The sequence below is a fragment of the Bifidobacterium santillanense genome, assembly GCF_018555385.1.
GTDB lineage: Bacteria > Actinomycetota > Actinomycetes > Actinomycetales > Bifidobacteriaceae > Bifidobacterium > Bifidobacterium santillanense.
The window spans coordinates 61,225-85,219 of record NZ_JAFEJS010000005.1; the positions used below are offsets into that span (position 1 = coordinate 61,225).

Genomic DNA, 23,995 nt, shown 5'->3' on the forward strand with positions numbered 1-23,995 from the left:
CGGGACGCAGGCGACGTTCTTGGGCGGGATGCTTGGGTAGGATGAGGGGCATGCCGATCAACCAAGCCTTACTCGATAACCCGAAGTCCGACCGCGTGCGCCGCGTCGCCGATCTGGCGCGCGCCAAGGGGCGCGAACGCTCCGGCAGGTTCCTCATCGAGGGTCCGCAGTCCGTGCGCGAGGCCGTCGCGTGGCGGCCCGACGTGGTCCAGGACCTCTACGTCGCCGTCGACGACGCCCTCGGCCACGTCCGCTACGCCTCGGATACGCTCGCGAGGATCGTCGAGACCTCGCAGGACGCCACCATCTACGTGCACCGCGCCACGCGCGAGGTGATCGAGCGGATCAGCAAGGACGCACAGGGCATCGTCGCCGTGGGCAACATGCGCGCGATGCACGCCGAGCCCGAATCCGTCGACCTGACCGGGGGAGAGGGCGGACGTCCGCGCGTCGCCGCGTTCTGGCAGGTGCGCGACCCGGGCAACGCCGGCACCGTGATCCGCGCGGCCGACGCCGCCGGATGCGACGCGGTCATCCTCGTCGACGACTGCGTCGATCCCCTGAACCCGAAGGTCGTGCGCTCCACCGCCGGGTCGCTGTTCCACATCCCCGTCCTCGAGATGGACGTCGAGGGCTTCCTCGCGTACTGCGCCGAGCACGATCTCACGACCATCGCCGCGGACGTGTACGGCACCCCGGAGCGCCAGCCCGAATCCCTGCCGACCCTGCTCGCCGAGCGCGCCGACGACGCGCCCGCGCGCACCGGCGAGGCCGTGCTCTTCGGCAACGAGGCCCGCGGGCTTCCGCCGGAGATCCTCGCCCGTATGGACCGGATCGTGTCGATCCCGCTCTATGGCAAGGCCGAATCGCTCAACCTCGGCACCTCCGCCGCCGTCATGCTGATGAGTCTCGCGATGGCGGACCGCTGAGCGGGGCCCGGGAGCACGGACGGCCCGTCGACCGCACCGGTCCGTCCGCGGGTCGACCTCCGGCCGACCGCCTGATGAGCCATACGCCCCATGTCGAGTCGTATGGTGACAATGTGATGTTGGACAAAGCTTGGGGAAACGCGTGTTTTCGCGCGTTTTCCCACGTGTTTTCACGTCAATGAAGCAAACAAGGAAAGGGTGCTCGTGGCAGAAGCGCTATTCGATGCGCAAGCGGTGACCGATGCGGTCGCCGAAGGCATCGCCAAAATCCAGAACGCCTCCACGCTGGAGGAACTGAAAGCCATCAAGACCGAATACGCCGGAGCCGAGTCGGCGATGACCCTCGCCAGCAAGGCGATCGGATCGCTGCCCAAGGATCAGAAGAAGGACGCCGGCAAGCTCATGGGCAAGCTGCGCGCCGATTTCGGCCGCGCCTACGGCCCGAAGGAGCAGGAGCTCAAGGAGGCCGCAGAGGCCGCCGCGCTGGCCGCCGAGACCGTCGACATGACGCTGCCCGTCAACCGCAAGCCCCTGGGCGCGCGCCACCCGCTCGCCAAGCTGATGGAGGACGTCGAGGACTTCTTCATCTCCATGGGCTGGCAGATCTCCGCCGGCCCCGAGGTTGAGGCCGAATGGTACAACTTCGACGCCCTGAACTTCGGTCCGGACCATCCGGCCCGCCAGATGCAGGACACCTTCTACGTCAAGGGCAACCAGGCCAAGGACGCCGCCGGCTTCGTCGGCTCCAACATGGTCGTGCGTACGCAGACCTCCTCCGATCAGGTCCGCGCCCTCATCGGCCGCGGCGTGCCGCTGTACATCGCCTCCCCGGGCCGCGTGTTCCGCACTGACGAGCTCGACGCCACCCACACCCCGGTGTTCCACCAGTGCGAGGCGCTCGCCGTCGACAAGCACCTGACCATGGCCGACCTCAAGGGCGTGCTGGACAAGCTCGCCGTCGCCATGTTCGGCCCCGAGGCCAAGACCCGTCTGCGCCCGAGCTACTTCCCGTTCACCGAGCCCTCCGCCGAGCTCGACCTGTGGTTCCCCGACAAGAAGGGCGGCCCGGGCTGGCTCGAATGGGGCGGCTGCGGCATGGTCAACCCGAACGTGCTGAAGTCTGCGGGCATCGACCCGAACGAGTACACCGGATTCGCGTTCGGCGTGGGCATGGAGCGCACGCTGCTGCTGCGTTCCGACATCAACGACATGCACGACCTCGTCGAGGGCGACGTGCGTTTCGCCGAACAGTTTGTGATGGGGGAGTGATCGCCAATGCCTATGGTTGATATCGATTGGCTCAAGGAGCACGTCGAGGTTCCGTCCGACCTCACCTACGAGCAGCTGGCCAAGGATCTGGTCAAGGTCGGCCTCGAGGAGGAGGAGATCCACGCCTCCCAGGTCACCGGCCCGATCGTCGTCGGCTACGTCGTCGACGCCACGCCGGAGCCGCAGAAGAACGGCAAGGTCATCAACTGGTGCCATGTCGACGTCGGCGACAAGTACAACGAGGTCGACGAGAACGGCAACAAGGTGCCGCGCGGCATCATCTGCGGCGCGCCGAACATGGCCGCCGGCGAGAAGGTCGTCGTCACGCTCCCGGGCGCCGTCCTGCCGGGCGACTTCCGCATCGAGCCGCGCAAGACCTACGGCCACATCTCCAACGGTATGTGCGCCTCCGAGCGCGAGCTGGGACTGGGCGACGACCACAACGGCATCATCCTGCTGCGCCACTACGGCTTCTCCACCGAGGAGTACGAGGCCCTCAAGCCCGGCGACGACGCGATGCACCTGCTGCACCTCGACCAGCCGCTGCTGGAGATCAACATCACCCCGGACCGCGGCTACACGCTGTCCTACCGCGGCGTGGCCCGCGAGTACCACCACTCCACCGGCGCCCCCTACGTCGACCCGGTCAAGGAGCTCGACGCCAAGGTCCCGACGCCGGCCGGCGAGGCCTCCGGCACCGTCCCGGACGTCGAGGTCGAGATCGAGGACGACAACCCGATCCACGGCGTGCCCGGCTGCGACCGCTACTACGCGCGCGTCATCCGCGACTTCAACCCGAACGCCCACACGCCGAACTGGATGCGTCGTCGCCTCATCCGCGCCGGCGTGCGCTCCATCTCCCTGGCGGTGGACGTCACCAACTACGTGATGCTCGACCTCGGCCAGCCGATGCACGCCTACGACCTCGACAAGCTCGAGCCGCCGATCGTCGTGCGCCGCGCCCACGAGGGCGAGAAGCTCACCACCCTCGACGGCAAGGAGCACGATCTGAGCGTCGAGGACCTGCTCATCACCGATTCGCCGAACGGCGAGCGCTCCTCGCGCATCATCGGTCTGGCCGGCGTGATGGGCGGCCTGTACGGCGAGGTCACCTCCGAGACGAAGAACATCCTGCTCGAGGCCGCGCACTTCGACCAGGTGTCGATCGCCCGCTCCGCCCGCCGCCACAAGACCCCGTCCGAGGCGTCCCGTCGCTTCGAGCGCGGCGTCGACTACCAGCTGCAGCCGGCCGCCGCGCAGATGGCCGCCGACCTGCTGGTCAAGTACGGCGACGGCGAACCGAGCGACCGTCCGACCGACGTGAACAACACCACGCGCCGCAAGGCCATCCACTTCAAGGCCGCCGAGGTCAAGCGCGTCGCGGGCCTCGACACCCCGATCAACCAGATCTCCGACATCCTCACCGACATCGGCTGCAAGGTCGCCGGCGGCGGCAACGGCGAGTTCTCCGTCACCCCACCGACCTGGCGCCCGGACCTGAACGAGCCGTGCGACCTGGTCGAGGAGGTCGCCCGTCTCGTCGGCTACGACGAGATCCCGGTGACCGTCCCGCCGGCCCCGGTCGAGGGCCTCGTGGGCCTGACCCCGGACCAGCTGCGCCGCCGCCGTGTGGCCGACGAGCTGGCCGAGTACGGCATGGTGGAGGCGCTGAGCTACCCGTTCGTGGGCGACGCCGACTACAAGGCGTTCGGCTACGACGCGGAGGCCACCAAGAAGGTCAGCGTCGAGATCGCCAACCCGCTCTACGGCGACCGTCCGTTCCTGCGCCGCCACATCCTGCCGACGCTCGCCACGACCGTGCAGCGCAACATCCGCCGCGGCATCGAGAACGTGAGCCTGTACGAGCTGGGCCACGTCTACCTGTGGAACCCGGACGCGCCCGCCATCCCGGCCCTGCCCGGCGGCGTCAAGCCGACCGACGAGCAGCTCGCCGCGCTCGACGCCGGCCTGCCGGACCAGCCCGACCACGTCGCCGGCATCCTGACCGGTCTGGCCGTGGACTCCGGCTGGATGGGCGACAAGCGTCCGGTCGACTGGTCCGACGCCGTCGAGGCCGTGCGCCGCATCGCCGAGCGTCTCGGCGCCAAGATCTCGCTCGAGCAGCCGTCCGCCGCCGACGTGCCCGCCCAGTGGCATCCGGGCCGCTTCGCGAACGTCAAGGTCGGAGACCTGTTCGTCGGCCTCATCGGCGAGCTGCACCCGCACGTCAACGAGGCGCTCGGCTTCCCCGAGCACTCCGCCGCGTTCGAGCTCAACCTCACCGCGCTGTTCTCCACGCTGGACGGCAAGCCGGTGCAGGCCAAGCCGATCTCCACGTTCCCGCCGGTCAAGCAGGACCTCGCCTTCACCGTGAACGACACGGTGACCGCCGCCCAGCTCGAGGCCGTGGTGCGTGAGGCCGCCGGCGCGAACCTCGAGTCGATCGAGCTGTTCGACGTGTTCACCGGCGAGGCGCTCGGCGAGGGCAAGAAGTCCCTCGCGTTCGCCGTGGTCTTCCGCTCGCCCGACAAGACGCTGTCCGCCGAGGACAGCGAGGCGATCCGCAAGGCCATCATCGACAAGGCCGCCGAGCTGGGAGCCCAGCTGCGCGCGTGAACCGCGTGAGCGCATGGTCGCGTCCGCCCGACCGGTTCCGGGCGGACGATCAGCGCTGAGCGTGATATGAGATGGGGGACGTCGAAAGACGTCCCCCTACGCGTAAGCTGGGGATGGAAAGCGTCAACCCGCACGTCGTACGAAAGGAACCCGATGACCGCACCCGAACAGCAGCCGAATAGCCCCGTCGAGCCGAACGGGGGCAACACGGCTGGGCCGGGCGCGTCGGGTCCCGCGCCGGCCGCGTCCACCCCGGCCCCTGCCGGACCGTCGGCCGCCGCTGCCGGCGGCACGGCGTCCGAATCCCAGCCGCAGTCCCAGCCGGCGTACGGCCAGTACGCGAACCTCGACTACGGCGCGATGCGCAGCCAGTTCGGGCCGAACTACAACCCGTACCTCTACGGTGCGCCCGACCCCGATCCGAAGACGACGGCGAACGGCGGGCAACCCCAGGCCGGCGCGCCTCAGGGGACGCCCGTCAACCCAGCCAACTCCTACGGCGGATACAACCAGTACAATCCGGGCGGATACCCGGGCATGCAGGGGCAGCCGTACGGCCAGCCCGGTGCCAATCCCAACGCCGGCCCGTACAACCCGTACGCGCAGTCGAACCAGCCGTACGGCAACGGCACGAACGCGAACCGGCCCGACGGCCACGTGCCGCGCTACATCTACGGCATCGACGTCAACGACCCCAACCAGAACCCGCTCTACGGGCGATGGGACTCCTACGCGATCATCTCGTTCGTCTTCGCGCTGATCTTCTCCGTGCCGGTGCTGCCCGCGATCATGGGCGCCGCGTCCCTGTGGCGCACGAGCGTCTTCCATATGAAGGGCAAGGGGCTGGCCATCGCCGCCATCGTCATCAACGTGATCACCACCGGCGTGCAGATCTGGATGTGGCTCAACGGCATGTCCGTCTCCGACCTCTATACCGACCTGCTCAACATGTACGGCATGGGCGGCGGCTCCGGAAGCTCCTCCGGCGACTCGATGTCGGCGTGAGCCACACTGTGAAACACGCGACTGCATAATTATGCAGGAGTCTGCATAGGTGCGTATACTCGTGCTTGTTGTCTTGTTTGATAAGGACGTGATATGGCGAAGTATACGGTGGCCGTGGCGGGTGCCACGGGCTATGCAGGTGGTGAGGCGCTGCGCATTCTGGCGGCCCACCCGGATTTCGAGGTGACGTGCGTCGCCGGGCATTCCTCGGTGGGTGACAGGCTCGGCAAGCACATGCCGCACATCCCGCAGCTGGCCGACCTGACCGTCGAGGACACCACCCCCGAGGTCCTCAACGGTCATGACGTGATCATCCTGGCCCTGCCCCACGGCGCCTCCGGCAGGCTCGCCGCGCAGCTCGACCCGGACGCGGTCGTCGTCGACCTGGGCGCCGACCACAGGCTCGAGGAGAAAAGCGCGTGGGACGACTTCTACGGCGGTGACTTCTACGAGCACTGGACCTACGGCATGCCCGAGCTCATCACCGGCAAGGACGCCCACGGCGACTACACGCGCCAGCGCGCGGCCCTGCCCGGCGTCAAGCGCATCGCCGGCCCCGGCTGCAACGTGACCGCGACCACGCTGGCCATCCAGCCCGCCGTCGCCGAGGGGCTCGTCGAGCGCACGGACCTCGTCGCCGACCTCGTCGTCGGCTACTCCGGCGCCGGCAAGAACTTGAAGCGCACGAACCTGCTCGCCGCCGAGGCGCTCGGAAGCGCCCTGCCGTACGGCGTCGGCGGCACGCACCGCCACATCCCCGAGATCCTGCAGAACCTCGCGCACGCCGCGGGCGAACCGGCCTCGGCCGCCTCCGAGTTCACGCTCGGCTTCACCCCAGTCCTCGCCCCGATGTCGCGCGGCATCCTCGCCACCGTCTCCGCGAGGATGACCGACAAGGCCGCCGCGATGAGCGACGAGGAGATCCGCGCGGTGTGGACCAGGGCCTACGAGGACCAGGACTTCATGGTCCTGCTGCCCGAGGGCACCCTGCCCGCCACCGGCAACATCATCGGCTCGAACGCCGCGCACATCCAGGTCGTCACCGACCGCCGCGCGGGCCGCATCATCGCGTTCGCCGCCATCGACAACCTCAACCGCGGCACCGCCGGCCAGGCCGTCCAGTCACTGAACATCGCCCTGGGTCTGCCCGAGGACCAGGGCCTCACCAAGATCGGAGTCGCACCGTGAGCGTCACATTCGCACAAGGGTTCTCCGCCGCCGGAGTCGCGGCGGGCATTTCCGCCGTCGAAGGCAAGAAGGACCTCGCACTCGTCGTCAACAACGGACCGCTCGACGCGGCCGCGGGCGTGCTCACCTCGAACCGCTTCTGCGCCGCGCCCGTGCAGTGGTCGCGCGCGCAGGTCGCCGACGGCCACATCAAGGCCGTGATCCTCAACTCCGGCGGCGCCAACGCGTGCACCGGCGAGGCCGGCTACGCGCAGTCCAAGGCCACCGCCGAGAAGGTCGCCGAACTCGTCGGCGCCAAGAGCGAGGACATCGCCGTGTGCTCCACCGGACTCATCGGCGAGCTGCTGCCGCTCGACAACGTGCTCTCCGGCGCGCAGGCCGCCCACGACGCGCTCGCCGCCACCCCCGAGGCCGGCGCCGACGCGTCGCACGCCATCATGACCACCGACACCAAGCCGAAGACCGTCACGCTCGAAAGCAAGGCCGGCTGGCGCATCGGCGGCATGGTCAAGGGCTCGGGCATGATCGCCCCGCAGCTGGCCACCATGCTGTGCGTCATCACCACCGACGCGGTCGTCACCCCCGGCCAGATGCAGGCCGCCCTGACCAACGCCGCCGAGCACTCGTTCAACCGCATCGACGTGGACGGCTGCATGTCCACCAACGACACCGTCCTGCTGCTCGCCTCCGGCGCCAGCGGCGTCGAACCCGACAAGGACGAGTTCAACGCACTGGTCAAGGACGCCTGCGCCTCGCTCGCGCGCCAGATCATCGGCGACGGCGAGGGCGCGAGCCATGACATCCGCATCGCCGTCACCGGCGCCACCACCGAGGACGCCGCGCTCGCCTGCGGGCGCGCCGTCGCCGCGTCGAACCTGCTCAAGTGCGCGATCTCCGGCAACGACCCGAACTGGGGCCGCATCGTCTCCTCGCTCGGCACCGTGCCGCCCGAGGTCGCCCCGTACGACCCGAACAAGGTGACCGTCGACGTCAACGGCGTGCGCATCTGCGAGCACGGCGGCGCCGGACGCGACCGCTCGGAGGTCGACATGACCCCGCGCGAGGTCCACATCGACATCGACCTCAACGCCGGCGACGCCGAGGCGACCGTCTGGACCGACGACCTCACCCACGAATACGTCCACATCAACGCGGACTACGAAAGCTGAAAGAAGCGTATGGCTACTGAACTGAAGGGACCCGGATTCCATTTCGACGTGCATACGGACCTGCGCGCCGACCAGAAGGCGGAGGTGCTCATCGAGGCCCTGCCGTGGCTCGAGGAGTTCGCCGGGCAGCGCATCGTCGTCAAGTACGGCGGCAACGCGATGATCGACGAGCATCTCAAGCAGTGCTTCGCGGAGGACATGGTGTTCCTGCGCCAGGTGGGACTGCACCCGATCGTCGTGCACGGCGGCGGCCCGCAGATCTCGCAGATGCTCAAGGCCCTCGGCATCAAGTCCGAGTTCAAGGGCGGCCTGCGCGTCACCACGCCCGAGGCGATGGACGTCGTGCGCATGGTCCTCACCGGCAAGGTCTCGCGCGAGCTCGTCGGCCTGATCAACGCGCACGGCCCGCTCGCCGTGGGACTCTCCGGCGAGGACGGCGGCCTGTTCTCCGCCATGCAGCGCAAGCCCGTCATCGACGGCAAGGCCACCGACATCGGCTTGGTCGGCGACGTGGTGTCCGTCGACGCGTCCGCCGTCGAGGACCTCGTCAACGCCGGGCGCATCCCGGTCGTCTCGTCCGTCGCACCGAACGAGGACGACGCCACCGAGGTGCTCAACGTGAACGCCGACTCCGCCGCGGCCGCGCTCGCCGCCGCCGTCGGCGCGCACAAGCTCGTGATCCTCACCGACGTCGACGGCCTGTACGCCGACTGGCCCGACCGCAACTCGCTGATCGGCCGCATCGGCGTCGAGAACCTGCGCGACATGCTGCCCGACCTCGAATCCGGCATGCGCCCGAAGATGGAGGCGTGCGTGCGCGCCATCGACGGCGGCGTGCCCCAGGCGCACATCATCGACGGCCGCAAGCCGCACTCCATCCTGAACGAGATATTCACTTCCGCCGGCATCGGCACCATGGTCGTGCCCGAGGACGGCATCGAGATGAGGAGCTCCTATGTCTACTGAGACCACCAAGGAAACGCTCGGCCCCGAGGACTCGAAGTGGCTGGGGGAGTACTCCCAGGTCCACATGAACGTGTTCGGCACGCCGCTGCGCGTGATGGACCACGGCCAGGGCACCCGCATCTGGGACGTCGACGGCAACGAATACCTCGACTTCCTCGCCGGCATCGCCGTCAACTCGCTCGGCTACGCCCACCCCAGGTGGGTCAAGGCCGTCGCCGACCAGGCCGCGAAGGTCGCCCACACGAGCAACTACTTCGCCACCGAGCCGCAGATCGAGCTCGCCTCCAGGCTCGTCAGGCTCGCCGGCGCCCCCGAGGGCTCCCACGTGTACTTCGGCAACTCCGGCGCCGAAGGCAACGAGGCCGCCCTGAAGCTCGCCAAGCTCTACGGCCGCACGCTGCCGGGCGCCTCGCCGTCGATCGGCGGCAAGCCCGCGCGCATCATCGCCATGACCAACGGCTTCCACGGCCGCACGCTCGGCGCGCTGTCCGCCACGTGGAAGCCGGCCATCCGCAAGCCGTTCGACCCGCTCGTGCCGAACATCCAGTTCGTCAAGGCCGGCGACCCGGTCGCCCTGTACGAGGCGTTCAGCGAGACCGGCGTCGGCCACTACGGCAAGGGCCCGGTCGCCGCCGTCATCATGGAGCTCATCCAGGGCGAGGCCGGCGTCAGGCCGCTGGGCGCCGACTACGTGCGCCAGGTGCGCCAGATGTGCGACATCAACCACGCGCTGCTCATCATCGACGAGGTGCAGACCGGCATCGGCCGCACCGGATCGTGGTTCGCGTTCCAGCGCGAGGACCTCTCCGGCGGCATCACGCCGGATATGGTCACCTTCGCCAAGGGCGTGGCCGGCGGCTTCCCGATGGGCGGCATGATCGCCTTCGGCTCGAAGCTCTCCGCGCTGTTCACCCCGGGCTCCCACGGCTCGACCTTCGCCGGCAACCCGCTCGGCGCGGCCGCCGCCCTCGCCACGCTCGACGTGATCGAGCAGGACGGGCTGGTCGCCAACGCCGAGGAGCGCGGCCGCCAGCTGCGCGATGGGCTCATGGCCACGGGCAACCCGCTGTACGTCTCCGTGCGCGGTCGCGGCCTGCTCGACGCGGTCGAGCTGTCCCACCCGTGCGCCCACGCCGTGATGAACTGGTGCCTCGAGCACGGCCTCATCGTCAACGCCGTGCGCGCCGACGCCCTGCGCTTCGCGCCGCCGCTGATCGTCTCCGAACAGGACGTCGACGACGCGCTCGCCATCCTCAAGGCCGTCCCGGCGGACCTTCCCAACGACTGATCCATCCCGGCAGAACCGGAAGAAAAGAAGGACACAACCATGACCCCCGAACTGCGCCACATGCTGCGCGACGACGACCTGAACCACGAGGAGCAGAAGCAGGTCCTCGAGCTCGCCATCAAGTTCCACAAGGACCGCTTCTACAAGCAGCCGTTCGCCGGCCCGCAGGCCGTCGCCGTGCTGTTCGACAAGCCGTCGACCCGCACCCGCTCCAGCTTCTCCATCGGCGTCGCCGAGCTCGGCGGCTACCCGCTGGTCATCGACAAGTCCGGCTCCCAGCTGGGCCGCGGCGAGCCGGTCGCCGACACCGCCCGCGTGCTCGACCGCATGGCCTACGGCGTGGTGTGGCGCACCTTCGGCCAGGACCGCGTCGAGGAGATGGCCCGCTACTCCACCCACCCGGTGGTCAACGCGCTGACCGACGACTTCCACCCCTGCCAGATCCTCGCCGACTTCCAGACGATCTCCGAGCACCGCGGCGGCGTCGACAACCTGAAGAACCAGACCATCGCCTACGTGGGCGACGCGGCCAACAACATGTCCAACTCGTACCTGCTCGGCGGCGCCGTCGCCGGCATGAACGTGCGCGTCGCCGGCCCGCAGGGATACCTGCCGCGCCCGGACATCGTCGCGGACGCGGAGGCGATCGCGGCCGAGAACGGCGGCTCGATCCTCGTGACCACCGACGCGAGGGAGGCCGTCAAGGACGCCGACTGCGTGTTCACCGACACGTGGGTGTCGATGGGCGAGGAGGCCGAGTACGCGATCCGCTCCAAGCCGTTCTGGCACTACCAGGTCAACGCCGAGCTCATGGCCCTCGCCAAGCCCGACGCGCTGTTCCAGCACTGCCTGCCCGCCTACCGCGGCAAGGAGGTCACCTCCGAGGTGATCGACGGCCCGCAGTCGGTCGTGTGGGACGAGGCCGAGAACCGTCTGCATGCGCAGAAGGCGCTGCTGACCTGGCTGACCGGCAAGGCCCGCGGCGACGAAAGCCTGCTGGCATGAGCGATTCCAGGGCCTCCCTGCAGCGTCCGGCGACCCGCGCGGCACGGCTGAGCGCCATCGAGGAGGCACTGACCAACCACACCGTCACCTCGCAGTCGCAGCTCTCGGCGATCCTCGCCGACCAGGGCATCGCCGTCACGCAGGCGACGCTGAGCCGTGATCTCGACGAGATGAACGCGTTCAAGAAGCGTCTGCCCGACGGCACGATGGCCTACGCCGTCGGGCGCGGCGCGCTCGACGAGCAGCCCGACTCCACCAAGGTCGAGTCGCAGATGTCCCGCGTGCTCTCCGGTCTGGTCACGTCCGTGGCCGCCGCGAGGAACCTCATCGTCGTGCACACGCCGTCCGGCGCCGCGCAGTACGTGGCCTCCGTCATCGACAAGCAGCCGGTCGAGGGCATCCTCGGCACCATCGCCGGCGACGACACCGTGATGGTGATCTGCCCCGACGACGATGCCGCCGCGAGGCGCGCCGACTGGCTGCTCGCGCTGGCCTCGAAGTGAGGTCGCGGCCCGGCCGACCGCATCGCAAGACGCGCCGCGCCGGCGATGCATAAATATACGGACTTCTGTATATACTTGCGTCAGTTTGTTTTTGAAGAAAGGCATTCCATGGCAGACAACAACCGTATCGTTCTGGCCTACTCCGGTGGCCTCGACACCTCCGTCGCGATCTCGTACCTCAAGGAGCGCACCGGCAAGGACGTCGTCGCCGTCTCCCTCGACGTCGGTCAGGGCGGCGAGAGCCTCGAGACCATCAAGCAGCGCGCCCTCGCCTGCGGCGCCGTCGAGTCCTATGTCGTCGACGCGCGCGACGAGTTCGCCAACGAGTACTGCATGAAGGCCCTCAAGGCCAACGCGATGTACGAGGGCGTCTACCCGCTCGTCTCCGCCATCTCCCGTCCGCTGATCTCCAAGCACCTCGTGCGTGCCGCCCACCAGTTCGGCGCCTACACGATCTCCCACGGCTGCACCGGCAAGGGCAACGACCAGGTCCGCTTCGAGGTGTCCATCGCCTCCATCGACCCGACCCTCAAGGCCATCAGCCCGATCCGCGACCTGGCCCTGACCCGCGACGTCGAGATCGCGTTCGCCAAGGAGCACAAGCTGCCGATCACCCAGACCGAGAAGTCCCCGTACTCCATCGACCAGAACGTGTGGGGCCGCGCCATCGAGACCGGCTTCCTCGAGGATCCGTGGAACGGCCCGACCAAGGACTGCTACTCCTACACCGACGACCCGGCGTTCCCGCCGGTCGAGGACGAGGTCGTCATCGAGTTCAAGCAGGGCATCCCGGTCAAGATCGACGGCCGCGACGTCACCCCGCTGCAGGCCATCGAGGAGATGAACCGCCGCGCCGGCGCCCAGGGCATCGGCCGCATCGACCTCATCGAGGACCGTCTGGTCGGCATCAAGTCCCGCGAGCTGTACGAGGCCCCGGGCGCCGTGGCCCTCATCACCGCGCACCAGGAGCTCGAGAACTGCTGCCTCGAGCGCGAGCAGCACCGCATCAAGCGCGACATCGACAAGCGCTGGGGCGAGCTGGTCTACGATGCGCAGTGGTTCTCCCCGGCCACCCAGTCCCTCAACGCCTTCATCGAGGACACCCAGAAGTACGTCTCCGGCGAGATCCGCATGATCCTGCACGGCGGCCGCGCGGTCGTCACCGGCCGTCGCTCCGACAGCTCGCTGTACGACTACAGCCTCGCCACCTACGACTCCGGCGACAGCTTCGATTCGAAGTCCTCCAACGGCTTCATCGACATCTACGGCCTGCCGAGCCGCGTCGCCGCCGCCCGCGACGTCAAGTTCGGCAACGGCATCGAGGTCCCGAGCAACACCGTCGAGTGATCCGGCCCCGGTAGCCACCGATAGGTCCATACCGACCCAAGCCCCTTTCCCGTTCGGAGAGGGGCTTCGTCATATTCGGGGGAGGCCTCCGGCCCGACATCGCCCCCGACGATGTAGCCCAACGCTGATAGGCTGGCATACGGTCTGAAATCGCATGCAAGCCCACCATTCCCAAGGGTTTCAACACACTCCAAGGAGAAACGAATGGCTGAGAACACCGAACATCTCGCCCTGTGGGGCGGCCGCTTCACCTCCGGCCCGTCCGCGGCGCTCGCCCGTCTGTCCAAGTCCACCCAGTTCGACTGGCGTCTCGCCGACGACGACATCGCCGGCTCCCGCGCCCACGCGCGCGCCCTGGGCCGCGCCGGACTCCTCACCGCCGACGAGCTCAAGCGCATGGAGGACGCGCTCGACACCCTGCAGCGCCACGTCGACGACGGCTCCTTCGCCCCGATCGAGGACGACGAGGACGAGGCCACCGCCCTCGAGCGCGGACTGATCGACATCGCCGGCGACGAGCTCGGCGGCAAGCTCAGGGCCGGCCGCTCCCGCAACGACCAGATCGCATGCCTCATCCGCATGTGGCTGCGCCGCCACTCCCGTGTCATCGCCAAGCTCCTGCTCGAGCTCGTGAACGCCCTCATCGCCCAGAGCGAGAAGGCCGGCCGCACCGTCATGCCGGGCCGCACCCACATGCAGCACGCCCAGCCCGTCCTGCTCGCCCACCAGCTCATGGCCCACGCCTGGCCGCTGCTGCGCGACGTCGAACGCCTCGTCGACTGGGACAAGCGCATCAACGCCTCCCCGTACGGCTCCGGCGCGCTCGCCGGCAACACGCTCGGCCTCGACCCGGAGGCCGTCGCCCGCGAGCTCGGCTTCGCCCGCGTGACCGACAACTCCATCGACGGCACCGCCTCGCGCGACCTCGTCGCCGAGTTCGCGTTCGTCGCCGCGATGACCGGCGTCGACATCTCCCGCCTGAGCGAGGAGATCATCATCTGGAACACGCAGGAGTTCGCGTTCGTCAAGCTCGACGACGCCTACTCCACCGGCTCCTCGATCATGCCGCAGAAGAAGAACCCGGACATCGCCGAGCTGGCGCGCGGCAAGTCCGGCCGCCTCATCGGCGATCTCACAGGGCTCCTCGCCACCCTCAAGGGCCTGCCGACCGCGTACGCGCGCGACCTGCAGGAGGACAAGGAGGCCGTGTTCGACCAGGTCGACACGCTCGAGGTGCTGCTGCCCGCCTTCATCGGCATGGTCGAGACCATGCGCTTCGACGCCGACCGCCTCGAGGCCGAGGCCCCGACCGGCTTCGCCCTCGCCACCGACATCGCCGAATGGCTCGTCAAGAACGGCGTGCCGTTCCGCCACGCCCACGAGCTCTCCGGCGCGTGCGTCAAGCTCGCCGAGGGCCGCGGCCAGGAGCTGTGGGACCTCACGGACGAGGACTTCGTCTCCACGTTCGCCGCGTTCCTGCCGGCCGACAAGGCCCCGGGCGTGCGCGAGGTGCTCTCCAGCCACGGCTCGGTCGACTCCCGCAACGGCAAGGGCGGCACCGCCTACGGCCGCGTGCGCGAGCAGATCGCCGACGCCAAGCGCGAGCTCGAGGAGCTCAAGGTCTTCGCCGACTCCACCTCCGACGGCTCCGCCTACAAGGCGCCCGGCACGTTCTGACGGTTCGGCGCGTGGGACCCCGGGTCTCCGCGTCTTCCGCCCTTGGATACTCATGACGGCCCCTTCCGCGATGCGCGGGAGGGGCCGTTCCCGTATCCGGCCGACTATCCGGCCGACTCGCCTTCCCGCCGCATCGGTCCGTGTCCGCCCCATGTCACCACGATGGCGTACGCTGGGCCTCATAACGAACGGGAGCCGCAAGGCTGAGAGGAAGCGAGAGCTTCGACCGGGGAACTTGACGCGGGTCATGCCGCCGTAAGGAATCGTTGTCGTTTTGGGATTTCCTTTCCAAGTCGTCCGGGAGTCGACCGGTACCGTTCCGTATGGATAATTCAGCCATCGCAGGCATCCGTGGTACGGCCGTTACTCGTCCGACCGCACGGCGGGGAAACGCGATGGTCGCATGTCAGGGCACATGAATGGGCGCACCACTTAGGGTACGGCTTGCATTCGTGTGCCCTTTTTCGTCAGGAAGGGAGAACCGCCCATGCAGGTCAACGGCGAACACGTCACGTTGGAGGCGCCGGTCAGCGTCGCCGACTATCTGGAGACGCACGGCTACCGGGCCGAGCGCGTCGCCATCGAGCTCAACGGCGAGATCGTGCCGCGCGCCGCCCGCGCCGAGGCGATGCTCGACGACCAGGCCGTGCTGGAGATCGTCCAGTTCGTGCAGGGCGGCTGACCGCGCGGTCGGAACGCGCCGCACCCGCACCGCGTGCACGCCACGCACCCGCGGCGACACGCCGCACCATCATCCGCACACGCGCATACCACCACATTCGCACACCCTAGGGAAGGGAACCCATCATGAGCACCATCACCCCGGTCACCGAGGCGTCCGTCGACGCCACCCCGCTGCCGCCCCAGCCGGCGGTCGTCAACCCGGTCGGCACCGCCGCGCCGATCCTGCCGGTCGAGGACAAGCCTCTCAACCTCGGCGGCCACGAGTTCCACTCGCGCTTCATTCTCGGATCCGGCCGCTATGACCTGAACCTCATCAAGGCCACCGTCGAGCACGCCGGCACCGAGATCGTTACGATGGCGCTGCGCCGCGCGACCACCACCGAGAACAGCGTGCTCGACTACATCCCCGAGGGCATCACCCTGCTGCCGAACACGTCCGGCGCGCGCAACGCCGAGGAGGCCGTGCGCATCGCCCGGCTCGCCCGCGAGGTGTGCCACACCGACTTCGTCAAGGTCGAGATCGAGCACGAGACCAAGTACCTCCTGCCGGACAACGCCGAGACCATCCGCGCCACCGAGATGCTCGCCGGGGAGGGGTTCGTCGTCATGCCGTACATGTTCCCCGACCCGATCGCCGCGCGTCAGCTCGAGGAGGCCGGCGCGGCCGCCGTCATGCCGCTCGGCTCGCTGATCGGCTCCAACATGGGCCTGAGGATGCGCGACTTCATCGAGATCATCATCGCCAACGCCAACGTGCCGGTCATCATCGACGCCGGCATCGGCCGGCCCAGCCAGGCGTGTGACGCGATGGAGATGGGCGCCGACGCGGTCATGGCGTACACGGCCGTCGCCTCCGCCGGTAACATCCCGCTCATGGCCGAGGCGTTCAGGCACGCGATCGACGCCGGCCGCGCCGCCTACCTGTCCGGGCTCGGCAAGGTGACCGAGGGGCACGCCGTGCCCTCCAGCCCGACCACGGGGTACCTGCACTGATGACGGCCCTCACCGACGAACAGCTCGAACGGTACTCCCGCCATCTGATCCTGCGCGGCGTCGGTGTCAGGGGGCAGAAGCGCCTGCTCGCCTCGAGCGTGCTCATCATCGGCGCGGGCGGCCTCGGCTCGCCGGCGGCGCTGTACCTGGCCGCCGCCGGCGTGGGGCGCATCGGCGTCGTCGACGGCGACGTCGTGGACCCGAGCAACCTGCAGCGCCAGATCATCCACGCCACGGCGGACGTCGGGAGGCCGAAGGCCGAATCGGCGGCCGCGTCGATCCGCGCCCTGAACCCGGACGTCGAGGTCGAGACCCACGACGGGCCGGTCGACGCCGGCGACATCGCGGACCTCATCGCGCGATACGACCTGGTGATCGACGCGACCGACAACTTCGCCGCCAAGTTCCTCATCAACGACGCCTGCGTACTCGCCGGCAAGCCGTTCGTCCACGCGGGCGTCGTCGGGTTCGCCGGACAGGTGATGACCGTCGTGCCGGGCGAGGGGCCCTGCTACCGCTGCGTCTTCCGCGACATGCCGGCCGCCGGCGAGGTGCCGACGTGCCGCGAGGCGGGCGTGCTCGGCGCGGTCGTCGGCGTGATCGGCAGCCTCGAGGCGACCGAGGCGCTCAAGCTCATCATCGGCGTCGGCGAACCGCTCGTCGCGCGCATGCTCACCGTCGACGCGCTGACCATGAACGTGCGCCGCGTGCCGCTGCCGACCCGCGTGCCGGACTGCCCGGTGTGCGGCGAGACGCCGACGATCACCACGCTCGACCCGGACCGCTACATCCAGCCGGCCTGCGCGATCTGACGCGCGGAGCCCGAACACATTCCGGTACCCCGACGGGAGACGCGCGGGGCCCCGAACCGAACGAAGGGGGAATCAGACATGCCGATCGCACTCGACATCCAGGGGCTCGACGCGCCCGGAACCGGCGCCGAACCGACGTTCCGGCGCATCACCCCGGCCGAATTCGACGCACTCGACCGCAGCGAGGTCACGCTGCTCGACCTGCGCGAGCCGGCCGACGTGGCCGCGCATCCGATCGATGGCGCCGTCAACGCGCCGCTCGACCCGCTGGCCCGGGTCCTGAGGACCGTGCCGACGAGCCGACGCGTCGTCGTCTACTGCACCGAGGGGTGGTGGAGCGAGGAGGTCGCCGAGATCCTCGCCGACCGCGGCTACGACGTGGCGAGCCTCGAGGGCGGCTTCCGCGCCTACCGCGCCTATCTGGAGCGGCGGGGCTCCGGCCGGACGTCATGATTCGGTGAATCGTCCCCGCGGATGATGACGCGGGAAACGTGCGCGTCCTACCATCGATTCCGACGAATCCCACATATCCGCGGAAACCCTAAGGACGAAAACATCGTGTCACGTCTGCTCACACGCACGCAGATCCAGCAACTGGTCGCCACGCACGGCCGCGAGGTCATCGAACACGAGCACATGCAGATCGAACGGCGCTGCTACCAGCACGGCAACGTCTCCACGTTCGCTCACTCCATCCGCGTGGCGTGTCTCGCGGTATGGCTCGCCGACCGCGCCCACCTGTGGCGGCGCGTCGACCTCAAGTCGCTGATCCGCGCCGCGCTGCTGCACGACTACTTCCTGTACGACTGGCACGACTGGGACGACGGCGTGCACCGCCTGCACGGCTTCACCCACGGCGGCGCCGCGCTGCGCAACGCCCTCGCCGACTTCCGCCTCAACGCGATCGAACGCGACTCGATCGCCAACCACATGTTCCCGATGACCACCACGCCGCCGCGCTACATCGAGGGCTGGCTCGTCACCGCCGCCGACAAGCTGTCCGCCACGCGCGAGACGTTCTCGCCGGACCGCTTCCGCAAGGGCGAGGTGCCGCTCGACGCCGCGGCCGCGGATCGACGATAGGGGAGGGGCGCCGTCATGCCGATCATCGTCGAATACCTGTTCCTGTGGTTCCTGTTCTACAGCTTCTGCGGCTGGGTGTACGAGTCGATCCTCGTCTCCGTCCAGCAGCGGCGCCCGGTCAACCGCGGTTTCCTCAACGGGCCGCTGTGCCCGATCTACGGCACCGGCGCGGTGATGGCCGTCGTCCTGCTGGGCGGGATCTCCAACCCGCTCGTCCTGTTCCTCGTCTCCGCGGTGGGCGCGTGCGTCCTCGAATACTTCACCTCGTGGGCGATGGAGCGGCTGTTCCACGCGCGCTGGTGGGACTACTCCCACTTCCGCTTCAACCTCAACGGCCGCATCTGCCTGCTCGGCGCGCTGGTCTTCGGCGTCGGCGGCGTCGTGATCGTCGACGTCGTCCAGCCCGAGGTCGCCCGCGTCACCGCCATGATCCCGCTCGTCGCGGTCCACTGGCTGTTCGTGACGCTGTTCGCCGCGACCGTCGTCGACACGATCGTCACCGTGGTCGGCATCGTGCACTTCGAGGAGAGCCTCGAGCAGTTCCGCGCGATCGCCGCGAAGTACGGCGACGCGATGCGCGAGCGGGTCGGCGACGTGGTGGACGGCGCAACCGGACTCGCCGGAGGCGTCGCGACCGGCGTCGCCGGCGTCGCGTCGGCCGCCTCCGACGCGTTCGGCGGCGTGCCTGGCAGGGTGGGCGAGAAGGTCGGCGAATCCCTGCATTCCGGCCTCAGCTCCGGTCGGGAGATGTCGACCGAGCTCATGATGCGTCTGCGCGAGGCCGCCGGCAGCGTGTTCAGCCGCCAGCAGCGCCGTATGATCGCCTCGTTCCCGAGGCTGCGCGCCAGCCGCAACAACGAGTCGCTCGAGCAGCTGCGCGAGGCGTTCGAGCAGCTGCGCCGCCGCGGCTAGCACTGTCGGCCGTCTCTGCGAAACTGAAAGGCGCATTATGCCCACAATTCGATAGGGAGAAACAACGGCTATGGCTCACGTCATCGATTTCAAAGAAGCGGGATTCGACACCCTGCTCGATGAACTGGAATGGCGCGGGTTGATTTCCCAGTCCACGGACCGGGATCGACTCGCGAAGGCATTGAACGGAGAGCCGATCGCCTATTATTGCGGTTTCGACCCGACGGCCGCCTCCCTGCACATCGGCAACCTCGTCCAGCTCATCAACATGCGCCACCTGCAGGCGGCGGGCCACCACCCGATCGCCCTGGTCGGCGGCGCCACCGGTCTGATCGGCGACCCGCGCCAGTCGGGCGAGCGCACGCTCAACCCGAAGGACGTCGTGGCCGGCTGGGCCGAACGCCTCAAGAAGCAGATCGGCGGCATCCTCGTCACGGACGGCGACAACCCGGTGCGCTTCGTGTCCAACTACGACTGGACCGCGCAGATGAGCGTCATCGACTTCCTGCGCGACGTCGGCAAGAACTTCCGACTCGGCACGATGCTCGCCAAGGACACCGTGGCCCGCCGCCTCAACTCGGAGGAGGGCATCTCCTTCACCGAGTTCAGCTACCAGGTGCTGCAGGGCAACGACTTCCTCCATCTGTACGACGAGTACCACTGCACGCTCGAGCTGGGCGGCTCCGACCAGTGGGGCAACCTCACCTCCGGCCTGGACCTCATCCACAAGGTGCGCGGCGTGGACGTCAACGTCTTCACCAGCCCGATCATCACCGACGCGAGCGGCAAGAAGTTCGGCAAGTCGGAGGGCAACGCCGTCTGGCTCGACCCGACGATGCTCTCGCCGTACAAGTTCTACCAGTTCTGGATCAACCGCCCGGACGTGGAGATGGAAAGCCTCCTGAAGGCGTTCACCTTCCTGCCGAAGACCGAGATCGAGCGTCTGGTCGAGGAGTCGAAGACCAATCCGGGCAGGCGCGAGGCGCAGAAGGCGCTCGCGTGGGAGGTCACCAGCTTCGTGCACGGCGAGGCCGCGACGCAGGCCGCGATCGACGCCTCCGCCGCGCTGTTCGGCCGCGGCGGCGACCTGAACGCGATCGACGAGGCCACGCTCGAGTCCGTGCTCGACGGCTTCAAGGTCGTCGGCGAGAACGGCGAGCACGTGTTCCCGGCCGTCGCCCAGGGCGACCGAGTGATCGACGCGGCCCAGGCCGCCGGCCTGTTCAAGTCCGCGTCCGAGGCGCGCCGTGCGATCAAGTCCGGCGGCGTGTACCTCAACAACGAGCGCGTCGAGGACGAGGAGGCCACGCTCGGCGAGGGCGACTTCCTCCAGGGCCGCTTCGCGTTGATCCGTCGCGGCAAGAAGGCTCTCGGCGCCGTCGAAAAGCACTGAGCGGCCAGGCGGGCATCGCGCCGATCGGGCGCATGCATGGCGCATCCATACAGGCGGTCCGGGCCACGACCGACGGCACCGGACCGCATCGATTCTTTTTTCAGGTTCTTCATCAGAAAGGCATGACACATGGCAGAAGGCAACGAGCGTTCCGGCAAGTCGTTCGGCGGGCGCAAGGGCGGCTACGGCCACGGAGGCTCCGGTTCGGGCCGTCCGTCCGGCCGCGGCGGCAAGGGATTCAAGCCGCGCGGCAACGGCGGCAAGTCGTTCGGCGGTTCGCGCGGTGGCTACGGCAAGTCCGGCGGCAAGGGCGGCTTCCATAAGGACGGTGGTTTCCGCAAGGACTTCCACAGGGACGGCGAGGATCGTCGCGACTTCCGTCGCGAGGGCGCCGGCGAGGGCGGCGAGCGTCGCGAGTTCCACCGCGGTCCGCGTCAGGACGGCGGCTTCCGCGGCAACGGCCGCGGCGGCTACGGCAAGTCCTCCGGCGGTTTCCGTCGCGACGGCGGCAAGGGTGGTTTCCGCAAGGACTTCCACAGGGACGGCGAGGATCGTCGCGACTTCCGTCGCGAGGGCGCCGGCGAGGGCGAGGAGCGTCGCGAGTTCCACCGCGGTCCGCGTCAGGACGGCGGCTTCCGCAAGGACTTCCACAAGGGTCCGCGTCAGGGTGGCGAGCGCGGCGGCTTCCGTCGTGACGACCGTCGTGACGGTGACCGTCGCGAGGGCGGCAAGGGCGGTTTCCGCAAGGACTTCCACAAGGACGGCGAGGAGAGGCGCGACTTCCACAAGGGTCCGCGTCAGGGCGGCGAGCGCGGCGGCTTCCGCGGCGAGCGCAACGGCAACCCGCGCTACCAGCGCGACGACCGCCGCGAGGACCGCAACACCGAGCGCCGCTCCTTCACCGACGAGGAGAAGCGCGAGTACCGCGAGCACAAGCGCAGCGAGTACATGAGCCGTCCGCGCCGCAACTCCGACGGCACGATGAGCTTCCCCTCGCAGAACCCGTACACCGACCGTCGTCCGAACGAGCCGAAGATGCCGAAGGGCCTCGTGTGGGCCATGCTGTCCAAGGACGAGCGCGAGCGTCTGCGCGGCCTGTCCAAGGAGCACGCCGAGAACATCGGCCTGCACATCCTGGCCGCCTACACGCTCATCGAGGAGGATCCGGACGCCGCGCTCGAGCACGCCAAGTGGGCCGCCAAGCAGGCCTCCCGCATCGACTTCGCGCGTGAGACGCTGGCCTTCATCGCCTACCGCAAGGGCGACTACAAGCTCGCCCTGCGCGAGTTCCGCACCGCGTTCCGCATGAACCGCTTCGCCGACTACCTGCCGTTCATCGCCGACTGCGAGCGCGGTCTGGGCAACCCGAAGAAGGCCGTGGAAATCGCCGCCTCGGACGACGCCAAGCAGCTGCGCGGCGAGTCCAAGGCCGAGATGTTCCTCGTCTACGCCGGCGCGCTGGCCGATCTGGAGCTGTGGGACAAGGCCATCGAGATCGTGCACACGCTCGGCCGCTCCAAGGGTCTGCCCGGCGCCTACCGCATGCGTGCGCTGCAGGCCGAGCAGCTGTTCCTCGAGGAGGCCGGTCGCAACGACGAGGCCATCGATCTCGATCAGGTGATCGAGAAGCTCGAGGACCAGTACGCGGACTTCGACGAGGACGAGGAGAGCGACGACGTGGTCATCGACCACGATCTCGAGCAGCTGGAGGATCCGGAGATCCTCGAGAAGCTCGGCATCACCGACGACGACGCGCAGTATGCGCCGCAGGAGTCCGATGACGACGAGTCCGCCGACGGCGAACCGGCAGACGAGGACGAGACCCAGGCCCCGGCCGAGGAGGCCGCCGACGGCGCCGAGTCCGACGCCGAGCCGGAGAGCGAGGAGACCGAGGCCGTCGAGGAGCACGCCGAGGCCGAGGGCGAGACCCCGGGCGAAGACGATGGCGAGTCCGGATCCGAGGAGACTCCGGCCGAGTCCGCCGAACCGTCCGAGGGCGAGCAGTCCGAGTCCGCCGAGACCGAGGCGTGAGCCACGGCATGACGCGATTCCTCAAAGGCACCTCGAAGCCGCTCGCCGAGGCCTACCGTCTCGCGCTGCTGGACCTCGACGGCGTGGTGTACCGCGGCAAGAACCCGGTCGAGCACGCCGCCGACTCCATCCGCGCGGCCGAACGGGCCGGCATGACCATCGAATACACGACGAACAACTCGTCGCGCTTCCAGCAGGTCGTGGCCGACCAGCTCAAGGGCTTCGACCTCGACGTCGAGCCCTGGCAGGTCATCACCTCGTCGGTCGTGGCCGCGCGCATGGTCGCCAAGGCCGTGCCCGCCGGCTCGACCGTGCTGGTCGTCGGCGCCGAGCACCTGCGCGAGGAGGTCACCCGCGCCGGACTCGTCGTCACCGACGACCCCGAGGCGCGCCCGGCCGCCGTCATCCAGGGATGGTTCCCCGAGATGACGTGGCAGATGATGGCCAACGCCGCGTTCGCTGTCGAGGCCGGCGCCACGTACTTCGTGACCAACCGCGACCTGACCATCCCGCGCGAGCTCGGCATCGCGCCCGGATGCGGTTCGATGATCCGCGCCGTGATCGCCGCCACCGGCGTCGAACCGGTGGCCTCCGCCGGCAAGCCCGAGGCGTACATGTACGACGAGGCGCGCGAGCTGAACGCGTCCGCGGGCCAGGACCTCGTGCCCAAGGACGAGTCGATCGCCATCGGCGACCGTCTCGACACCGACATCGAGGCCGGCAACCGCGGCGGCTACGATTCGCTCGCGGTCCTCACGGGCGTCACGAACCCGCACGAGCTCATGCTCGCGCCCGCGCACCTGCGACCGACCTACATCGCGCCGGACCTGCGCGCGCTGGCCGAGACCATGCCCGAGCCCGTCGATCTGGGCGGGGGCCGCTGGTCCTGCGCCGGGGCGACCGCCACGTTCGACGCGGCCTCCGGCACGCTGGCCGTCGACGACGCCGCGTCGGTGAACGCGATGCGCGCCGCCGTGTGCGCCGCATGGCAGGCCGCCGACTCCGGCGTGGACATGAGCGCCGTCGCCCTGCCCGAATTCACGCTGTGACGCCGTGACGCGGCGTCCGCGCCGATCCGGCCCCCGCCATCCCGACGGGGGCCGATCACTATGCATTCATCCCCCG

The 23,995-nt window shown here is 68.9% G+C and carries 21 protein-coding genes; all 21 read left to right on the top strand.

The features are described from left to right. The first annotated feature begins 50 nt into the window (after positions 1–50). The 21 genes from JS528_RS05955 to JS528_RS06055 all read left to right on the top strand — a co-directional run bounded on the left by JS528_RS05955 (position 51) and on the right by JS528_RS06055 (position 23,919). Complete coding sequence (locus JS528_RS05955; RefSeq protein ID WP_214358178.1) at positions 51–929, top strand: TrmH family RNA methyltransferase; 879 nt, start codon at positions 51–53, stop codon at positions 927–929. Positions 930–1,133: 204 nt separating this feature from the next. Then, positions 1,134–2,198 (top strand): phenylalanine--tRNA ligase subunit alpha, encoded by a 1,065-nt coding sequence (gene pheS / locus JS528_RS05960; protein ID WP_420838198.1) that lies wholly within the window; start codon positions 1,134–1,136, stop codon positions 2,196–2,198. A 6-nt stretch (positions 2,199–2,204) separates the two neighbouring features. After that, positions 2,205–4,814 carry a phenylalanine--tRNA ligase subunit beta gene (gene pheT, locus JS528_RS05965; RefSeq protein ID WP_214358180.1) on the top strand — a complete coding sequence of 870 codons (2,610 nt, stop codon included), beginning with the start codon at positions 2,205–2,207 and terminating at the stop codon, positions 4,812–4,814. Positions 4,815–5,174: 360 nt separating this feature from the next. After that, on the top strand, positions 5,175–5,819 hold the full coding sequence (locus JS528_RS05970; protein ID WP_214358287.1) for a DUF4190 domain-containing protein: 645 nt from the start codon (positions 5,175–5,177) through the stop codon (positions 5,817–5,819). 93 nt (positions 5,820–5,912) lie between these two features. Next, a complete protein-coding gene (gene argC / locus JS528_RS05975) occupies positions 5,913–7,007 on the top strand; it encodes an N-acetyl-gamma-glutamyl-phosphate reductase (RefSeq protein ID WP_214358181.1) in 1,095 nt (364 codons plus the stop codon). Next, the gene (gene argJ / locus JS528_RS05980) at positions 7,004–8,176 is read left to right on the top strand and encodes a bifunctional glutamate N-acetyltransferase/amino-acid acetyltransferase ArgJ (protein ID WP_214358182.1); all 1,173 of its coding nucleotides are present in this window, start codon (positions 7,004–7,006) and stop codon (positions 8,174–8,176) included. Before argC ends, argJ begins: the two co-directional genes overlap by 4 nt. 9 nt (positions 8,177–8,185) lie before the next feature. Next, on the top strand, positions 8,186–9,142 hold the full coding sequence (gene argB / locus JS528_RS05985) for an acetylglutamate kinase (protein WP_214358183.1): 957 nt from the start codon (positions 8,186–8,188) through the stop codon (positions 9,140–9,142). Then, positions 9,132–10,430, top strand: coding sequence for an acetylornithine transaminase (locus JS528_RS05990; RefSeq protein WP_214358184.1), 1,299 nt, complete (start codon positions 9,132–9,134; stop codon positions 10,428–10,430). The genes argB and JS528_RS05990 overlap by 11 nt, the downstream gene beginning before the upstream one ends. Positions 10,431–10,469: 39 nt before the next feature. Continuing rightward, positions 10,470–11,435, top strand: a complete 966-nt coding sequence (argF, locus tag JS528_RS05995; RefSeq protein WP_214358185.1) for an ornithine carbamoyltransferase — start codon at positions 10,470–10,472, stop codon at positions 11,433–11,435. Beyond that, entirely contained in the window at positions 11,432–11,938 is a 507-nt protein-coding gene (gene argR / locus JS528_RS06000) for an arginine repressor (protein WP_214358186.1), read from the top strand. The genes argF and argR overlap by 4 nt, the downstream gene beginning before the upstream one ends. A 108-nt stretch (positions 11,939–12,046) precedes the next feature. After that, the gene (locus tag JS528_RS06005; protein ID WP_214358187.1) at positions 12,047–13,285 is read left to right on the top strand and encodes an argininosuccinate synthase; all 1,239 of its coding nucleotides are present in this window, start codon (positions 12,047–12,049) and stop codon (positions 13,283–13,285) included. 204 nt (positions 13,286–13,489) lie between these two features. Beyond that, entirely contained in the window at positions 13,490–14,962 is a 1,473-nt protein-coding gene (gene argH, locus JS528_RS06010) for an argininosuccinate lyase (RefSeq protein WP_214358188.1), read from the top strand. 487 nt (positions 14,963–15,449) lie between these two features. Further along, positions 15,450–15,644, top strand: coding sequence for a sulfur carrier protein ThiS (gene thiS / locus JS528_RS06015; RefSeq protein ID WP_214358189.1), 195 nt, complete (start codon positions 15,450–15,452; stop codon positions 15,642–15,644). A 125-nt stretch (positions 15,645–15,769) separates the two neighbouring features. Then, the gene (locus JS528_RS06020; RefSeq protein WP_214358190.1) at positions 15,770–16,639 is read left to right on the top strand and encodes a thiazole synthase; all 870 of its coding nucleotides are present in this window, start codon (positions 15,770–15,772) and stop codon (positions 16,637–16,639) included. After that, positions 16,639–17,451 (top strand): thiazole biosynthesis adenylyltransferase ThiF, encoded by an 813-nt coding sequence (gene thiF / locus JS528_RS06025; RefSeq protein ID WP_214358191.1) that lies wholly within the window; start codon positions 16,639–16,641, stop codon positions 17,449–17,451. Before JS528_RS06020 ends, thiF begins: the two co-directional genes overlap by 1 nt. A gap of 78 nt (positions 17,452–17,529) precedes the next feature. Beyond that, the gene (locus JS528_RS06030; protein ID WP_214358192.1) at positions 17,530–17,904 is read left to right on the top strand and encodes a rhodanese-like domain-containing protein; all 375 of its coding nucleotides are present in this window, start codon (positions 17,530–17,532) and stop codon (positions 17,902–17,904) included. Positions 17,905–18,009: 105 nt separating this feature from the next. Further along, the gene (locus tag JS528_RS06035) at positions 18,010–18,534 is read left to right on the top strand and encodes an HD domain-containing protein (RefSeq protein WP_214358193.1); all 525 of its coding nucleotides are present in this window, start codon (positions 18,010–18,012) and stop codon (positions 18,532–18,534) included. Between the two features lie 15 nt (positions 18,535–18,549). After that, on the top strand, positions 18,550–19,446 hold the full coding sequence (locus JS528_RS06040; RefSeq protein ID WP_214358194.1) for a putative ABC transporter permease: 897 nt from the start codon (positions 18,550–18,552) through the stop codon (positions 19,444–19,446). Between the two features lie 70 nt (positions 19,447–19,516). Continuing rightward, positions 19,517–20,839, top strand: a complete 1,323-nt coding sequence (tyrS, locus tag JS528_RS06045) for a tyrosine--tRNA ligase (RefSeq protein ID WP_214358195.1) — start codon at positions 19,517–19,519, stop codon at positions 20,837–20,839. A 129-nt stretch (positions 20,840–20,968) separates the two neighbouring features. Continuing rightward, the gene (locus JS528_RS06050; RefSeq protein WP_214358196.1) at positions 20,969–22,870 is read left to right on the top strand and encodes a helicase; all 1,902 of its coding nucleotides are present in this window, start codon (positions 20,969–20,971) and stop codon (positions 22,868–22,870) included. Positions 22,871–22,878: 8 nt separating this feature from the next. After that, positions 22,879–23,919, top strand: coding sequence for an HAD-IIA family hydrolase (locus tag JS528_RS06055; RefSeq protein ID WP_214358197.1), 1,041 nt, complete (start codon positions 22,879–22,881; stop codon positions 23,917–23,919). Positions 23,920–23,995 lie beyond the last annotated feature (76 nt).

Bases quoted from the DNA above. Each gene is read 5' to 3' on its own strand.
- JS528_RS05955 (WP_214358178.1), top strand. From the start codon at position 51: ATGCCGATCAACCAAGCCTTACTCGATAACCCGAAGTCCGACCGCGTG.
- pheT (WP_214358180.1), top strand. From the start codon at position 2,205: ATGCCTATGGTTGATATCGATTGGCTCAAGGAGCACGTCGAGGTTCCG.
- JS528_RS05970 (WP_214358287.1), top strand. From the start codon at position 5,175: ATGCGCAGCCAGTTCGGGCCGAACTACAACCCGTACCTCTACGGTGCG.
- argC (WP_214358181.1), top strand. From the start codon at position 5,913: ATGGCGAAGTATACGGTGGCCGTGGCGGGTGCCACGGGCTATGCAGGT.
- argB (WP_214358183.1), top strand. From the start codon at position 8,186: ATGGCTACTGAACTGAAGGGACCCGGATTCCATTTCGACGTGCATACG.
- JS528_RS05990 (WP_214358184.1), top strand. From the start codon at position 9,132: ATGTCTACTGAGACCACCAAGGAAACGCTCGGCCCCGAGGACTCGAAG.
- argF (WP_214358185.1), top strand. From the start codon at position 10,470: ATGACCCCCGAACTGCGCCACATGCTGCGCGACGACGACCTGAACCAC.
- argR (WP_214358186.1), top strand. From the start codon at position 11,432: ATGAGCGATTCCAGGGCCTCCCTGCAGCGTCCGGCGACCCGCGCGGCA.
- JS528_RS06005 (WP_214358187.1), top strand. From the start codon at position 12,047: ATGGCAGACAACAACCGTATCGTTCTGGCCTACTCCGGTGGCCTCGAC.
- argH (WP_214358188.1), top strand. From the start codon at position 13,490: ATGGCTGAGAACACCGAACATCTCGCCCTGTGGGGCGGCCGCTTCACC.
- thiS (WP_214358189.1), top strand. From the start codon at position 15,450: ATGCAGGTCAACGGCGAACACGTCACGTTGGAGGCGCCGGTCAGCGTC.
- JS528_RS06020 (WP_214358190.1), top strand. From the start codon at position 15,770: ATGAGCACCATCACCCCGGTCACCGAGGCGTCCGTCGACGCCACCCCG.
- thiF (WP_214358191.1), top strand. From the start codon at position 16,639: ATGACGGCCCTCACCGACGAACAGCTCGAACGGTACTCCCGCCATCTG.
- JS528_RS06030 (WP_214358192.1), top strand. From the start codon at position 17,530: ATGCCGATCGCACTCGACATCCAGGGGCTCGACGCGCCCGGAACCGGC.
- JS528_RS06040 (WP_214358194.1), top strand. From the start codon at position 18,550: ATGCCGATCATCGTCGAATACCTGTTCCTGTGGTTCCTGTTCTACAGC.
- tyrS (WP_214358195.1), top strand. From the start codon at position 19,517: ATGGCTCACGTCATCGATTTCAAAGAAGCGGGATTCGACACCCTGCTC.
- JS528_RS06050 (WP_214358196.1), top strand. From the start codon at position 20,969: ATGGCAGAAGGCAACGAGCGTTCCGGCAAGTCGTTCGGCGGGCGCAAG.
- JS528_RS06055 (WP_214358197.1), top strand. From the start codon at position 22,879: ATGACGCGATTCCTCAAAGGCACCTCGAAGCCGCTCGCCGAGGCCTAC.